Origin of the sequence: Bacillus sp. FSL M7-1020 (assembly GCF_038050415.1) — a bacterium.
In the GTDB taxonomy this organism is placed as follows: domain Bacteria; phylum Bacillota; class Bacilli; order Bacillales; family Bacillaceae_G; genus Bacillus_A; species Bacillus_A toyonensis.
Genome location: NZ_JBBOTW010000001.1, coordinates 3,368,896 through 3,385,641 on the forward strand (window position 1 = coordinate 3,368,896; position 16,746 = coordinate 3,385,641).

Consider the following 16,746-nt stretch of genomic DNA (forward strand, 5'->3'; position numbering starts at 1 on the left):
CCCTTTTCTGTTTTACATCAGACTTATTGAATATAATATAATCTGGTGAGTAAAAAATAAATGACATTTCATAAATATGAAATATTGCATAGAAGTAACGTTTAACTAATTGGACGAATACGAGGTGGAATTCTTACTGCCGACAAATTGCGAGATAAAGTAAAAAAACATTCACGTATCCTGAATTAAAATAATCGAAAGGAACTTCATCTGAAGTTCCTTTCGATTATTTTATATTTAATACATATGAACCATCTTTATTTTCATACTTATAGACATATAAATAATATTTACCTGGCTTTGCATTATAGGTTCCTTTAACTACATTTCCCTCATTTTCACCATATGCTACATAGTTATTTACATCCGATTCATGATGAAGTACCCATGTCATTCCAATATTTTTTTCATTTAGTAGAGAGATATTAATAGTTTCTGGCGAGTCAATTTGGAAAGTAAATACATCTACGTTATCACGATTATGTAGTGTCCCTTTCATTGGTGTATGAAAGTTAATTTTATTTGCCTGTTTAGGTTCATTATTTGGTTCATTTTCTGTTACTTGTAACTCATTCCCACCGTTTAGTTCTCTTCGTTCATACCCTAAATTTACTAGGATAGACTTCAAATCCGGTAAAATACCAATCTTATCTGAATATGGATCTTTAGACTTCGTTCCAGTGTTATGGTTACTTAATATCGTTCTCAATTCACTTGGTCTATATGGTTGTCCTACATTTTCTTTAGCAATACTTTGTACTAAAGTCGCTGCTCCAGCAATAATAGGCGAAGCACTAGACGTACCACTAAAGCTGGATGTATAAAGATTTACAGCACTTCTACTTTGCTCAGCTGTAGTTGTATCTACGTTTTCTCCCCAGCCATACACATCAATACGGCTTCCATAATTCGAAAACCACATACGTTCATGAGGGAAAGATGAAGAGCCCGCTCCTACCATAATTGCACCCGAATCTTTAAAATCTTTACTATTACGATTTAAAATTTGTTTACCATTTCTATCTTTAAATTGATCTAGATCATTCCAACCATTTGCTCCAGCCTCTATAATTACAACACCCTTATCTGTACCCGCACGAATTGCATCAAAGATATCTGGTTGTACTTCAACAGGTAAATATTTATCACCATATCCATCAAAAGAAGCTTGTGCCTCTAATAATAAAACATCCCCAGCTTCTAAATGATTTACAGCACTTAATATTGCATCAGCTGTATTATACTGTCCGTTATCTCTTATTTGAGAAATCACTTTTGCTTTCGCTTTTGGTGCAATCCCAATATTCCCTACTTCATTATCTTCAGATGATACAATTCCTAGTACAGACGTCCCATGACCGACATGTTGATCTATATTTCTTCCAGACATCAATTCAATATTTCGATGTACTAAATCCTCATGATTTAATAACCAACCATATTCCATATCAACAAAGGTTACATCATTTCCATTACCGCCTTGAACGCCCCAGGCGAAGGGTGCATTAATACCGTATGGTGCTGCTTCAAGATAACCTTGTTTATTAAATCTAGGATTATTATTAGGAGTAAGAGATACACTTAATTGTTTCACTTCAGGTGGTATTATTTTTTCTTGTTTCTTCATATACACATCTTCTATTAAAGAAGATGCTTTTAACTTATCTACTAGTGTTTCTTCACGCCCATCATTTTTGGTTTGAAGAATATAGTAGTTTAATAAGCTTGTAGATACATTATTAGGTGCTTTCACTTCAAGATTTTGTATTTCTTCCGGACTTACAGATGTGAATAGACGAGTAAATGTTACATCTGGATATTCTGCCAAAAAATCTTCTAATACTTTATCGTTCGTTTCAGATTGTATCTGCTTTTCAATACCATCTTCATATGGTAATTTCAAATCTGCACTGAATTTTACAATGATTTGTTTATCTGTTTCTTGTTCTATCCCTAATTTACTCTGCTGTTCTATAGAATCAGCAGTTACAATATTAACATTGTCCCCTATTCCTAAAAATGTTGAGACGATCACAGCTGAAACACCTATTCTTTGAAACATTTTCATTACATAAATCCTCCTAACTCATAACAATTAATAATCAATATATTAATCTATAATGATTTTATTTCTATAACATATTACCTTTCTACTAAATAGATTATAGTAAGCAGCAATATGAACTTCAATGTATTTTCATATGCAATATTTCATATTTGAATCCTATATGGATGTAAATAAAAAACTTATAATGATTATTTATTTTATATGTGCTAATATATTTACATTAAAATATTTATATTTTCATATTCTGAATTACATTACGCAACAGTTATACCTTACTTTTTTAGGAGGATTTACAATGAAATTATTAAAACTAAAACATATAATTCCTTTATCTGCAGTAGCACTTACATTCGTATGTAATCAAAGTACAGCTGAAGCTTCCACCATTCATACAGTAAAAAAGAATGATACACTTTGGGGCATTAGTAAACAATATGGAGTTTCCATACAAGCCATTAAACAAGCGAATAATAAAGGAAACGATCAAGCTTTTATTGGAGAACAGTTACATATTCCAAGATCTATGAAATCAAATGCGATTACAGTTCATCAAAACGAAAAAACTACGAACACTTCTGGACAAATTATTTACCAAGTACAACCGGGAGATTCATTAGAAACGATAGCAAAGCGCTACAACGTAACCGTTCAATCTATAAAACAAATTAACAACACAATCGGTAACAAGCTTTATACAGGGCAACATTTGAAAATTAATTCCAGTATTTCCGAAATAGAAAAAGACTTAATGGCACGCTTAGTTACCGCTGAAGCTGGTGGCGAATCATATAAAGGAAAAGTAGCTGTAGCAAAAGTTATCCTAAATCGAGTAAATGCAAAAGGGTTTCCAAATACAATAACAGGCGTTATTTATGAACCTATTAAATACGGATATGCATTTACTCCTGTTACAGATGGAAGAATTAATCAGCCTGCAAGCGCTGAAGCAAAAATGGCTGTAGAAGAGGCTATCTCCACAAAGGGAATACATTCTGATTGGCTTTATTTCTACAACCCAAAAACATCAACAGACAAATGGATTACGACACGTCAAACAGTAGCAGTAATCGGTAACCATGCCTTCGCTAAATAAAACTATACTTCCCTTCTAATTTATGCACTTAACAACTTTTTCAAATGATGAACAGACCTTTTTACTGAAAAGGTCTGTTCTTTTTATATGTAGACTTTTATGAATCATACGAAAAAGTGATTATTTAAAACGATATCTCCGTTCAAATAAAAACATTTATACTTCATCCACCACTTAGAGAAATTGAAAAAGTATAAAGTTCAAAAACTTTTTCTTTATTCATAAAAGCTATTTCTTAACTTCATAAAAGTGTTATACACTAGGAAAATAGTAAACAAACTATTCGTTAGCAGGTGAAAGAATATGTATGATGTTACAATTATCGGCGCTGGAGTAAGTAGCATTTTTATGGCTTATTCATTAGCCAAAAGTAACAAAAACATTTTAATTCTTGATAAAGGTAAACCGCTAGAACATCGAAATTGTCCTTTAGATCAAGGAAAAACGTGTGACTGTAACATATGTGATAAATATTTCGGTTTTGGTGGCTTAGGAAAGTCTGAAGGAAAATTTAATTATACAAATGGATTTGGAGGAGAACTCGAACAAAAAGTAGGTAAAGAAGGTTTTATGCAACTCATGGCTGAAGTAGATGAAATTCTATGTCAGTTTGGTGGAAATTCAGTTTCAAAATATTCTACAGAAAATGTAAATCTCACTAAGAAAGCTGCAACTTGTGGTTTACAAATGTTAACAACAGAAGTAAGGCATCTTGGTACTACAATTTCCAGTACCATTTTTCAGCAACTCTATGAATTTTTACTTACGAAAATAAATATCCAATTTCATATAGATGTAGAGCATATTATGAAACAGAAAGATCATTTTAATATAACTACAAATCAAGGAACAGTTCAATCTAAGCAACTCGTATTTGCAACGGGGCGCTCTGGGGCAGATTGGTTAAAAGAAATGTGCACTTCTCTAAATATTTCTCAGGAACAAACACGTGTAGACTTAGGGATTAGAGTAGAAATGAAAGAACATCAATTACGTTCTATATTAAAAGATACTTTTGAAACGAAACTTTCTTATCAAGGTGAAAATTTCACAGCAACTACTTACTGTATGAATCCAAAAGGACGCATTATTCGAAAGTACGAAGAAGGTTTAGTTATGCCTGACGGTCAAAATTTTCGAGAGCAAGGAACTGGCACTCCTAACTTAAATTTCACTTTGTTTATCCCGCGCTATTTCCCAACTCTTAAAGACGCCAATATATATGCAAACTCAATTATTAAAGGCATTAATCAAGGACGAGATCGGATTGTTATACAGCGCTTAGAGGACTTATTAAAGAAACAACCTACAATGGAAAAAGATATGAAACATAATCGTATACAACCTACACTACACGGAGATTATGGAGATTTGCATAAAGAAATTCCTCCATTATATATTGAAGGACTCAAAGAATTTTTATTACGCTTAGAACATTTTATCCAAGAACCTATCGATAAAGATACTTTATTATATGGAATAGATGGAAAGTTCTATGCCCCTACGATAAAAATCAATAACCATTTTGAAACAAGTATGAATGGGCTATTTTTAGTTGGAGATTGTTCAGGTGTTACTCATTCATTATCTCAAGCAGCTGCAAGTGGTCTATATGTTGGAAAATATTTATCTGATATGTGAACTCTTTCATTACACTACTAGTCAAACGTTTTACGTTTCACCACCACTTTACTTAATGAAATGATTATCCTACAAAGAAGCATGATTTTACAGAATATATGAAAAACTACATTCTATGTAGAATGTAGTTTTCTACTCATTCATATAACCGTTTACTTTAAACTCACCTTTTATTCAAATTCCAACTCATTGAATGTCAATAGTTTAAAAAGCGTCTATTCCTTTTCACTTTCATTTGTTCGATATTTTGTAACATCATCATAGTGTTTAATATGTTAGGATGTCTATAAGTCACTTTCACTACAAATATGACTTTTTCTGCTTCGCATTTAAATTCCCCATTGTATGTATAGGAACACTGCAAATTATTACCATTAGAAAACATCATTTAAATGGTTCACCCTACTATAATAGTTATAAAAATATAACATATAACCTTAGTTAAATAAATTTTATAAAGAAGGTGTAAAAATGAAGAATAAAATAAATTTACAAATGCAAAATATAAGCTTTGTTATCATAATTGCTTTAGCAGTATGGTTAAAAACATATCTTATTACGCGATTCAGTTTTGATTTAAAAATTGAGTCTTCTACACAAGAGCTTATTTTGTTTATTAGTCCTCTCGCTGCATCGTTAGCATTTGTTGGATTAGCATTATTTGCAACTGGTGAAAAGCGCAATTATATAGCGCTATGTATTAATTTCTTATTAACGATCGTACTTGTCGGAAATGTAATGTTCTATGATTTTTATAGTGATTTCGTTACGTTACCAGTACTCGGACAAACATCAAACTTTGGCCAATTAGGCGGTAGTATTATAGAAATATTGAACTACAAAATTATACTCGCATTCGTAGACATTATTTTCTTCTTTATTTTATTAAAAAAGAAGACATTGGTCTTTAAAACAGAACGTGTAGCACATTCTACACGCTTACTATATTTCGTCTTAACAATTGCTGTATTTTCTGCAAATCTGCATCTTGCAGAAAAAGAACGCCCTGAATTATTAACGAGATCCTTCGACCGAGTAATGCTTGTCAAAAATTTAGGACTATACACTCACCAAATATATGATTTAACGCTGCAAGCAAAAGCAGGATCACAAAAGGCACTCGCTGATAGTAGTAAATTACAAGAAACTGAAAACTACGTAAAAGCAACCCAAAGTGAACCAAATCCTAATATGTTTGGCGCAGCGAAAGGAAAAAATGTAATTGTCGTTACTCTTGAATCCTTGCAAACCTTTTTAATAGGAGCATCCGTCAATGGTCAAGAAGTTACACCTTTCTTGAATGAATTCATAAATGAAAGCTATTACTTTGATAACTTTTTCCACCAAACTGGACAAGGAAAAACATCCGATTCTGAATTTCTAATAGATACATCGTTGTATCCATTAAACCGTGGAGCTGTATTCTTCACACACGGAAACAATGATTATACTGCAACTCCAGAAATTTTACGTGAACAAGGTTATTTCACTTCTGTATTCCATGCGAATAACGCAACATTTTGGAATCGTAACATTATGTACTCAGCTCTTGGTTATGATCGTTACTATAATGAACTTGATTACAAAATCACGCCCGAAACAAATTTAAATTGGGGATTAAAAGATATAGAATACTTTGATCAATCAGTAGATATGTTAAAAACGATTGATCAACCATTTTACGCTCGTTTCCTTACTTTAACAAACCATTATCCATTTACGTATGATGAAGACACAAAATTCATTGAACCATATAACTCTGGTAATGGCGTATTTGATCGTTACATCGTAACATCACGTTACTTAGACGAATCCATTAAAAACTTTATTGAGCGTTTAAAGGCCGAAGGGCTTTATGATGATTCTATTATTGTATTATACGGTGATCATTATGGCATTTCTGAAAAACATAACCGTGCAATGGCGCAGTTTTTAGAAAAAGATCAAATAACAGAATTTGATACTTTACATTTACAACGTACACCTTTATATATTCATATCCCTGGACAAACAAAAGGTCAAACGATTTCAAAGCCTACGGGACAAATTGATGTGAAACCTACTATTCTAAATTTATTAGGGATTGATACTACGAACGATATCCGTTTTGGTCACGATATGTTTTCAGATGAATATACAGGATTTGTTGTTTTACGTGATGGTAGCTTCGTTACAGACAAATATGCATACAAAAACAACACTTTTTATGACCGGATAACAGGTGAAATTTTAGATTTACCAAAAAAAGAAGCTCAAGCACTCATTAACCGTGCACAAAATGAATTACGTATGTCTGACAAAATTATTGAAGGCGATTTATTACGTTTCTCAGAAAGTAATAAAATTAAAACTGGCGAAGTAAAAACTAAAATTAAAGAAACTGAAAAATAATCTATATATGCGAAAGGAGCAACTCATTACGGTTGCTCCCTTTTTCCCCTCTTATAACAACGGATATAAACAAAAAAACAACTCCAAAATCCACTTTTGGAGTTGTTTTACGTTTATTCTATGCTTGTTTCTAAATTTAAATCTGTATAGGCATTATACTCACCTATATTTAAGATTACTTCACATTGACGTAATCTCAATTCAAAGAGCGTTATAGAATCATGATACACTTCAGGATTTGATTTCATTTTATGTAATATCTCTTGTTTTTCTTGTATTTCTAACTGCGTATTTTCTACAGCTTGTTTCAAGGAGTTAAATGGATTTCTAAAGAACATATTAATATCCCGCTCTTGTGTATTTTCAAACAGCTCAAATTGCAAGAAAAATTTCTTCATAATAGAAGCCGTTACTTCTGTATAATCTTCATTTTCTATATACTGTTTATATTTGTTATATAGCATAGATCTATTCTTTGGAAGAACCCCAAATAATTTACCGGCACTTTTCAGTAAAAATTGCGCTGGCGTAAATCGGCGTAAAATATTTACTTCTTCCATTTGTATTCTAGTCGTCATTCTATCAGTATCTCTGCGCCAGTCATCAAGCACTTTAAAGTCACATTCTAATTGTATTCGATTTTCTCCAAATAAAGAATTAAGTCCTTCACTGAGTTCTTCTAAGTGCGATTGACTTTGAAGTAACTCATTATTAGAAGTTTCAATCCAATTTTGCATAGAACGAGCAAAGTTAGGTAATACAGTTTGTTCTAAATATTTGTGTACTCTTTCGTTCATTGCTGTATTTAGTTCCATTTCAATGTTTCCAAAATCGCTTTCTTCACTGATTAAATCAGAACAACTCTGCAGTAGCTTCGGAATATGTTCAGTAAGACCATTCGTAATTTCTGTTTTCATTGTACGATACGATTGTGTAATGATATGAATTTTTTCCCTCTCAAAAGCAGTAAGGTTATTAATACTACCATTTAATTTAACTAACATATCTTCATTCCAATTCATAGCATCCACTAGATTGTTTTCCTTCTCAACGCGTTTATCTAAAAGGTATGTAATTGTTTTTCGAATGAAAAACAATAGCTTTTCAGTACGATCTGCATCGATATTTTTATAGTTAAAATTAAAACGAATAAACTCAGTTAAATCATTTAGTTGTTGATTACTTGTATATAACGAAGAGTAAGGGAAAAGTCTCGCTTGCGGGAAATACGCGTTTATTCTCGCTTGCGTATCATGTAAAACTCTTTTTACTTCTGCTTCACTGTAAATGTTATCGATTTTATTTAATAAGAAATGAATTTGTAGATTTGGTGTATGTTCTTGAATACTTAATAGAATGTCACGTTCTTTGTCAGTAAAAGGTGAATCCGCATTCAATACGAACAATAATTCGTCTACAGAATTCAGGTATTCAAATATCTCATCTCTAGTATCGTTATTTCTATTAAAGCCAGGTGTAACTACAAATGTAAGTTTATTTTCACTTAAAAATTTGCATGGTAGTTTAAATTCAACACACGCTCTATCTCTATACGTTTGGTGGTGTAAAGACATCATATCATGGTAATCAGAGAAATTCTCAGTTGTTGTAATTGCTGAGTCTGTTATAGCGTTAATTTCTGTATGAGCATCATTTTTTAAAACCACTACATTTGAAATTGAGTTTTCTAATATATTTTCTCCTACTATAGAGTTAATAAATGCAGTTTTTCCATTTCCTGAAGTGCCCGTTACTAAAATACGATTTGTTCTTAAATCTGCAAGTTCGCTAACTAACCATCTAAATCGGTGACCCATTTCTATATCATGCTTTTGTGCCCACTGTGTAATAGATTCAAAAAGATGTAAACTATACTCTAAGCCATCCACATGATTAATAGAATACAACAGTAGGTTTTCTGCATTTTTTATATTTGCTGCATCTATTTTGGAAGGGAAAATCTCATCCCATGCCAATACAGCTGCTGATGGAAATACAGCATAAGAAGAATTGACTACCTTTAACCAATTTGTTAACAGATTTGGAATGATATCATGTAATTGTCTAAGCGTATATTGGCCTTGAATTAATTCAAAATACGTTTCTTCGTAAAGAGAAGAAATTTTGTCCCATATATCGGACGAATGTATTTCGATATGTAAGAAAAACTCATTTATTGTGTTAAGCCATAATAAGTAATTTTGTTCATTTTTATAACTGTTCCAAAGTGATGATACAATTTGTGTAAATTGCACTTGATCTACATGATTTAATGTAACTAATACTTCATGAAAATAGTCTGGTGAAATATTTTTAGTAAATCCTTTATCGATATACCCTTTTAGCACCTCAAACCAAGGATAAGATTCTGTTCGAACCAGCTCATTCACAGCAAGCTCTACTGCACTATCAAAATCTTGCTGTTCTTCATAAAAAGAACGGGCAATTTTGGTGACATTCGGATAATCGGGATTTAAAGAAACCGCCTCTTTAATTACAGCGAAAGCTGAGTCAAAATTATTTTGCTCGATGTAAAGAGAAAGTAATTGCAGTCCAATTTCAGTCATCAATATTTTGTTATCAGTAGTAATGGAAGTATAAACCTCTTCAGCAACTGATAGTCGGTTTAGTTCAAAGTAAGCATCCGCAATGTTTTTTTGTGCCCATGGTGCTAGTTCGTTGCCAACTTTCTCCCATTTGAAAATAGCTGATTCAAAATCTTGATGGTGATAATAAAATTCACCTTGTGCAAAACGAATATAAGACCCATCGGAAATTTCATGTTTTTCTTCGTTTACATAAACTTCCCCAAGTACGTCAAGAGGTGGTTTTGTTTCATTCTCCATTAGGAATGTTTCATAATACATCTTTTTTATTAATTGTTTTTCTATTCTCATCTTTTCCCCCACTATATCTTGAAAACACACTTTTAAGATATGTCAATACTTTTTTTATGTATGCTTTTTATCTTAACAAAGAATTTCTTTTGGAAAATTTCATTTTCCTTTCATTTTTCAAGTAAGATTGAATTTTTATGAGAAAAGTTTCAGTTCTTTTTCAATTCGCTTTCAGTTGTGAAACAACATTAAGTGTTCCTAATAACCTAATAACACTATAATATTCCGCATTATATTATCAGGAAAACTATATATATATTACATTATAAAAACAATCTATAACGAATATATATGCATTGTTTGTTTCACCGATAAATAAAAAAACTCACCACATAATGGTTATTAGATAGACCAATATGCTACGTCCTTTCAGAATTTCAAACACACCACGATAACTTAAACAACAATAATAGTGAACGGCTATCATTACAATACCTCTCTCAAATTGTTTTCCTTTAAAATATTTCAGTAGTTATGTAATTAAATTGTTCTAACCTATATAAATAACTAGTCCAAAAAAACTCTATATGCATATCATGTTATAGTAAAGAATTCAGGAAATCCTAAAAAGGAGGCATTTTCATGTTTGAAGATAAATCTAAAATAAATTACCCATATGAATTTACTGAAACTACAACAGTCCCTCTAAAGAACCCCATTGATAAAAAATTCAAGAACGGCACAGGTACACATAACTTCCCAATTAAAAAGCATTATAAAGAGCAGGTTTTATATACTGAAAAAATTAATAATAATAATAAAAACAAATAATCCTATAAATCCTTATAACAATTAACCAAATAAGAATCAATATTTGGCCATGCATAGTTATATGTTTAATAATGTAGAAATCTTTATTATACAATTTACGTACCTTTAAAAAGTGCTGATATACGGCGCTTTTTTATACATAGATAAATTAAAGCTTACTTAGTCTAGAAATAAACTGTAAAATCAATCCACCTTATTTTCGTTTAACAATTAACTCTACATATTAAAAGGGAGCAACATTTACTGTTGCTCCCTTTTAATATCTAATTTTAGTATCCCTACATAACCCTCTTAAACATCTTCTCCAACTCATAAGTAGAATGATGTACAAGAATCGGTCTCCCGTGCGGGCATGTGTATGGATTTGTTGTTGTACGAAGTTCTTCAAGTAAAGCAAATATTTGATCGTTCGTTAAATATTGATTTGCCTTGATAGATGCTTTACAGCTCATCATAATGGCTGCTTCTTCACGCAACTTTTTAATATCAACTTTTTTTAGTTTGACAACTTGCTCCATCATCTCATCAATGATTTCTGTTTCTTGTCCTTTCGGGAACCACGTTGGATGCGAGCGAACAATAAAAGATTGATGGCCGAATTGTTCCAAAAATAGGCCGACTTTTTTAAGTTCTTCTAGTTGCTCTTCGACACGTAAAAATTCAGTAAGAGATAGGTCAATACGGTACGGTACAAGTAGTTCTTGTACTTCTTGCGCTACTCGTCCTACTTTATCACGGAAGTACTCATAATTAATACGTTCCTGTGCGGCATGTTGATCAATCATATATAACCCATTATCATTTTGAGCGAAAATATATGTTCCGTGCATTTGTCCAATTGGATAAAGCGGTGGTAAATCGTTACCGTTCATTTCAATCTCTTTTATTTCCCCGACCTCTTCTTCCAATTCCTCTAATTCAAAGTCGTCATCGTTACTGTTCCACGATTTCTCTTCTCGAATCGGTTCTTCGATTATCGGTTTAGAGGATGGCTGCCAACTTTGCTCTTCTCTTACGAGCGACTGTGGTGGTTGCCATTCTCGCTTCGCCGGTTGCCAAAGCTGCGCTGGTTGTTTCACAGTTGTTCGTTCTTCTTGTTTTTCATCCATGTCAGTCGGTAAAACGATGTTTGGCATCTGTGGTTCTTTCGGCTTTGTATGCTCAAACTGGAACTGTTCTTGCACACTTTCGTCTTTTTCTTTTTTCTTCGTTGTTACGCCTGCATCTGGAATGAGCTGTATTTTTTTAAATGCTGCTTGCAATGTTTCTTCGATAAGCTTTAGCAATTCTTGTTCTTTACTAAATCGAACTTCTAATTTTGCTGGATGTACGTTAACATCAACAAGCATTGGGTCCATTTCAATCGATAAGAAGCCGATTGGATATCGTCCAACTGGCAGTAATGTATGGTATCCTTGCTGAACTGCTTTCATTAATACGAAATTTCGCACGTAACGGCCATTTACGATCGTTGACATATAGTTACGAGACGCTCGCGTTACTTCTGGTAATGTTACATACCCTTTAATTGTGAAATCTAAAGATTCAGCTTCAATTGGAATAAGCTTCTTGGCAACTTGAATGCTATAAATTGATGCAAGTACTTGCCTTACATCACCATTTCCGGATGTATGAAGCAATTTCTTTTCATTATGAAACAGTTTTAACGATACTTCTGGATGTGACATTGCAATACGATACACGATATCTGTAATATTCCCAAGCTCTGTATGAATTGTTTTCATATATTTAAGACGCGCTGGTGTATTAAAGAATAAGTTTTGTACTGTAATATCCGTTCCTTTTCGGCTCGCTGTTTTTTCTTGTTTTATAATGTCTCCACCTTTAATGATAAGGTGGGTACCCGGCGCATCACCTGTGCTAGTGATTAATTCCAATTCACTAACTGAGGCAATACTTGGCAATGCCTCACCGCGGAATCCGAGCGTTCTTATACGGAACAGATCGTTTTCATCTTTAATTTTGCTCGTTGCGTGGCGTTCAAATGCAACGATACAATCTTCTTCGGCAATGCCATCTCCATTATCAATGATGCGAATTTTTGATAAACCAGCTTCTTCTAAGTGGATTTCAATAGATGTACTATTCGCATCGATAGAATTTTCCACAAGTTCTTTTACGACTGAGGCAGGGCGCTCTACTACTTCCCCTGCCGCAATTAAGTTAGAGAGTTGATCATCGAGTTTGCGAATTTTTCCCATCTACTTACTCATCCTTTCTTTAACTTTTTCTGTAAGCGATACAGTTCGTTCATCGCTTCTAAAGGCGTCATATCTAGTAAATCAATTTTTTTAATTTGTGCAAGTACTGCGCTTTCTTTTTGATCAAGCACAGGCTTGTCTTGTTTTTTTGAAGATTGGTCTCCTCCAAAGAAAGATAGTTGTGACTCTTCTTCAGTCTCTTCTTTCTTTTCTTGTATTTCTGCCGGTTCTTCTTTTACAACTACAGGTTCTGGAACAACTTCTTGCACCTTTACTTCTACACGCTTTGGAATAATAATTTCTTCTTGTCCTTCTAGTTGCGCTAACACTTCTTTTGCACGAGCGATTAAGCTATCTGGAAGCTCAGCAAGTTGCGCAACGTGAATTCCGTAACTTTTATCGGCTGCTCCATCTTGAATTTTATGAAGGAAGACTACTTTTCCATTCTCTTCAATAGCTGAAACATGTACATTTTTCAGTTGATCTAAACTTTCTTCTAGCACCGTTAATTCATGATAATGCGTAGAGAATAATGTTTTTGCACCAATTTGGTCATGAATATGTTCAATGATTGCTTGTGCAAGCGCCATACCATCATACGTTGATGTACCGCGTCCAATTTCATCAAATAAAATTAAACTTCTTTCTGACGCATTTGCAATCGCATTTTTCGCTTCTAACATTTCAACCATAAATGTACTTTGACCTGAAATTAAATCATCCGCTGCACCAATTCTCGTAAAGATTTGATCGAATACAGGTAATACCGCTTCTGTCGCTGGTACGAAACAACCAATTTGTGACATAACAGTAACAAGTGCTAATTGTCTCATATACGTACTTTTACCAGACATGTTCGGTCCTGTAATTAAAAAGACATCCATCTTCTCTGGCATAATACAATCATTTGGTACATACAATTTCCCGTTCAATACTTTTTCAACGACAGGATGGCGACCATCTTTAATAAAGATTTCACGCTTCGTTGTTAGCACGGGTTTTACAAACTGCTCTTCTTCACTTACAGTCGCAAAGCTTTGTAGTACATCTAATTCACTAATTACTTTCGCTAAATGTTGTAATTTCGGAATGAATACTTTTACTTCTTCACGAAGTGCTGTAAATAAATCATATTCCAGTTGTACAATTTTCTCTTCTGCTTCTAAAATTAACGTTTCTTTTTCTTTCAGTTCATCTGTAATGAAACGCTCAGCATTAGCAAGCGTCTGTTTTCGCTCATAGCGCCCTTCTGGAAGCGCTGCAAGATTCGCCTTCGTCACTTCAATGTAGTAGCCGAAAATACGGTTGTATCCAATTTTTAATGATTTAACCCCTGTAATATCACGCTCTCGTTTTTCAAGCTCCGCGATCCACGTTTTCCCATTTTTGCTCACGTAACGATATTGATCAAGCTTGTCATTATAACCGTCTTTAATAATATCTCCATCTTTAATAGAAAGTGGTGGGTTTTCCTGAATACTTCTTCCTAGTAATTCAGTTAAGCTCTCACATGGATCCGCACCTTGAATTAACCTTGCTGCATAAGCATTATCTAAAAGACTAATCGCTTCTAAAATAGCTGGTACTTGAAGTAAAGAACGTCTTAACTGTAATAAGTCCCGTGCATTTACATTACCAAATGCAACTTTCCCTGCTAAACGCTCTAAATCATATACTTCTTTTAGCTTTTCTTTTAAATCTTCACGTAAGAAGTAATCATTTACAAATGTTTCTACCATTTCTAAACGTTCTTCCACTTTCTCTTTCTGAATAAGCGGACGTTCCATCCACTGTTTTAACATACGGCCACCCATAGCTGTTTTCGTTTTATCTAATAGCCATAATAGTGAGCCTGTTTTTTCTTTCGTACGAAGAGTCTCAGTTAACTCTAAATTACGTTTTGAGTGCACATCAATTTTCATAAATTGATTTGTATAATAAATTTCTACTGGTTGCAAATGATCTAATGAACGTTTTTGTGTTCTTATCACATAGTTAAATAAGCGTCCAATCGCTTTAAGTAACTTTGCTTGTGAAACATTTTTCACAAGATGTTCTAACCCTTCCGGAATCGTTGTTGCATCTTCATACGAAATCGTCATTTTTAATGTTTCAGTCAATTTATTTAATTCATCTTTTGAAAATGTAGAATCTACAACAATTTCTTTCGAACCAGTTGCATACACCTCTAATAAAATATCTTCTACTGAACCTGTTAACAACGTCACTGTATTTTGTCCAGTCGTTAAGTCATTACAAGCTAGCGCATAAGATCCATCTTCGAAATGTGTTAATGCTGCTAAAAAGTTATTCTCTTTCTCGTCTATTGTACGCCCTTCCATCATCGTTCCTGGCGTAATTAGTTGTACTACTTCACGACGTACTACACCTTTAGCTGTTTTTGGATCTTCCACTTGCTCACAAACAGCTACTTTATATCCTTTTTCAACAAGTTGTTCAATATAATTTTTAGCTGCATGATGCGGTACACCGCACATCGGTATACGATCACTACTACCACCATCTCGGCTCGTTAATGTAATTTCAAGTTCATGAGCTGCTTTAACCGCATCTTCAAAGAACATTTCATAAAAATCACCTAATCGGAAAAATAAAAAGGCATCTTCATAGTCTGCCTTAACCTTTAAGTATTGCTGTATCATAGGCGTATATTGCGTCATGTCTTTCCTCCATAATTTTTACATAATAATCTATATTCATCCCGCATTAACGGGCAGTAAGATTCCCACCTCAAAAATCGGCTGGAACAAAGAAGTTAGGTGGGAGATCAACTGCCCGTAAAAGCCCGATTGGTTCAACTAATAATCAGTGGGGATGCCCCCCACTGATTATTAGTTGAACTTTATATATGTCACACTTCACGGACATCCATCTCTCCTATTTCAGGAGTCTTTCTTCATTATAACATATTTCATAAAGATTCATGTTCATTCAGCACCACTTATGTAAAGTAAAAAGCTAGGAAGAACTTCTCCCTAGCTTTCTATTACTCTTCTTCTGCGTCAACGATAAAGTTCGGATCTAATTCTTCAAACTCATCATCATCGACTTGGAAATCCTCATCTGATTCTACACAACCTTCAGGATTTACACTTACACAAATTTTTGTTTCCCCAACTACTTCTGTTACAAATTCACGTTCTACAGTTACAACAATTTTATTCCCATTTGGCGATACAAGAGCTTCTAAACAATTTGGCGGTTGAATGACACGAGCAATAATTTCTAAATCGTCACCAGAGAAGTTCTTATCACGATAACCAATGCTTACTTCGTCAGTGTAGTTCACACGTTCTGTTACAACTTCAGTCTTTGTATTGCCATCAAACGAATACCAAGTGTTCACATCATAGAAACCTTCAATTTCTACATGTTTTCCATTCTTTCTCGCTTCGTACGAGTGGTTAATTACCCAGCACCCTAAAATACTTGTTGGCTCATTATTCGATTCACATGTATGCGTTGACTTTGTATACTTACGTCCTTTTCCAACCACTGCTTTTGTAATAATCTCTCTAAATTCGGACATTCGTAACCCTCCTCAATCACTATTCACTTAATCATATGCGTGACAATAGCGGAATGTGTCATTCTTTTTTTGAGAAGAACTTACGTTTAATCCACTAAAAAAAAGAGATGTCA

The 16,746-nt window shown here is 33.5% G+C and carries 9 protein-coding genes and 1 pseudogene; 4 read left to right on the forward strand and 6 right to left on the reverse strand.

All coding sequences use genetic code 11. The annotated features are described in order from the left end of the window. Positions 1–226 precede the first annotated feature (226 nt). Complete coding sequence (locus MHB70_RS17090) at positions 227–2,068, reverse strand: S8 family peptidase (RefSeq protein ID WP_000781565.1); 1,842 nt, start codon at positions 2,066–2,068, stop codon at positions 227–229. Positions 2,069–2,363: 295 nt separating this feature from the next. Between MHB70_RS17090 and MHB70_RS17095 the strand changes: the two genes are divergently transcribed. The 3 genes from MHB70_RS17095 (at position 2,364) to MHB70_RS17105 (ending at position 7,193) form a co-directional block, all read left to right on the forward strand. Next, positions 2,364–3,161: a cell wall hydrolase gene (locus MHB70_RS17095; protein ID WP_000771182.1), complete on the forward strand. Its 798-nt coding sequence runs from the start codon at positions 2,364–2,366 to the stop codon at positions 3,159–3,161. Positions 3,162–3,464: 303 nt separating this feature from the next. Then, the gene (locus MHB70_RS17100; RefSeq protein WP_000272424.1) at positions 3,465–4,802 is read left to right on the forward strand and encodes an NAD(FAD)-utilizing dehydrogenase; all 1,338 of its coding nucleotides are present in this window, start codon (positions 3,465–3,467) and stop codon (positions 4,800–4,802) included. A gap of 471 nt (positions 4,803–5,273) precedes the next feature. Beyond that, positions 5,274–7,193: an LTA synthase family protein gene (locus tag MHB70_RS17105; protein ID WP_000791015.1), complete on the forward strand. Its 1,920-nt coding sequence runs from the start codon at positions 5,274–5,276 to the stop codon at positions 7,191–7,193. 113 nt (positions 7,194–7,306) lie between these two features. On the opposite strand, the gene MHB70_RS17110 is transcribed toward MHB70_RS17105, so the two are convergent. Together MHB70_RS17110 and MHB70_RS17115 are read right to left on the reverse strand one after the other, a co-directional pair. After that, entirely contained in the window at positions 7,307–10,090 is a 2,784-nt protein-coding gene (locus MHB70_RS17110) for a dynamin family protein (protein WP_001217642.1), read from the reverse strand. A 331-nt stretch (positions 10,091–10,421) separates the two neighbouring features. Further along, positions 10,422–10,559 (reverse strand): annotated as a pseudogene (locus tag MHB70_RS17115) (IS6 family transposase); the annotation flags it as partial. A 113-nt stretch (positions 10,560–10,672) separates the two neighbouring features. Here MHB70_RS17115 and MHB70_RS17120 point away from each other — a divergent pair. After that, the gene (locus MHB70_RS17120) at positions 10,673–10,861 is read left to right on the forward strand and encodes a hypothetical protein (RefSeq protein WP_000461139.1); all 189 of its coding nucleotides are present in this window, start codon (positions 10,673–10,675) and stop codon (positions 10,859–10,861) included. 278 nt (positions 10,862–11,139) lie between these two features. Here the strand turns inward: MHB70_RS17120 and mutL are convergent, their stop codons facing one another. The 3 genes from mutL to cotE form a co-directional block, all read right to left on the reverse strand. Next, positions 11,140–13,083, reverse strand: a complete 1,944-nt coding sequence (mutL, locus tag MHB70_RS17125; RefSeq protein ID WP_000516451.1) for a DNA mismatch repair endonuclease MutL — start codon at positions 13,081–13,083, stop codon at positions 11,140–11,142. Between the two features lie 8 nt (positions 13,084–13,091). Then, complete coding sequence (gene mutS / locus MHB70_RS17130; protein WP_000195987.1) at positions 13,092–15,764, reverse strand: DNA mismatch repair protein MutS; 2,673 nt, start codon at positions 15,762–15,764, stop codon at positions 13,092–13,094. Between the two features lie 326 nt (positions 15,765–16,090). After that, entirely contained in the window at positions 16,091–16,633 is a 543-nt protein-coding gene (gene cotE / locus MHB70_RS17135) for an outer spore coat protein CotE (protein WP_001288802.1), read from the reverse strand. Positions 16,634–16,746 lie beyond the last annotated feature (113 nt).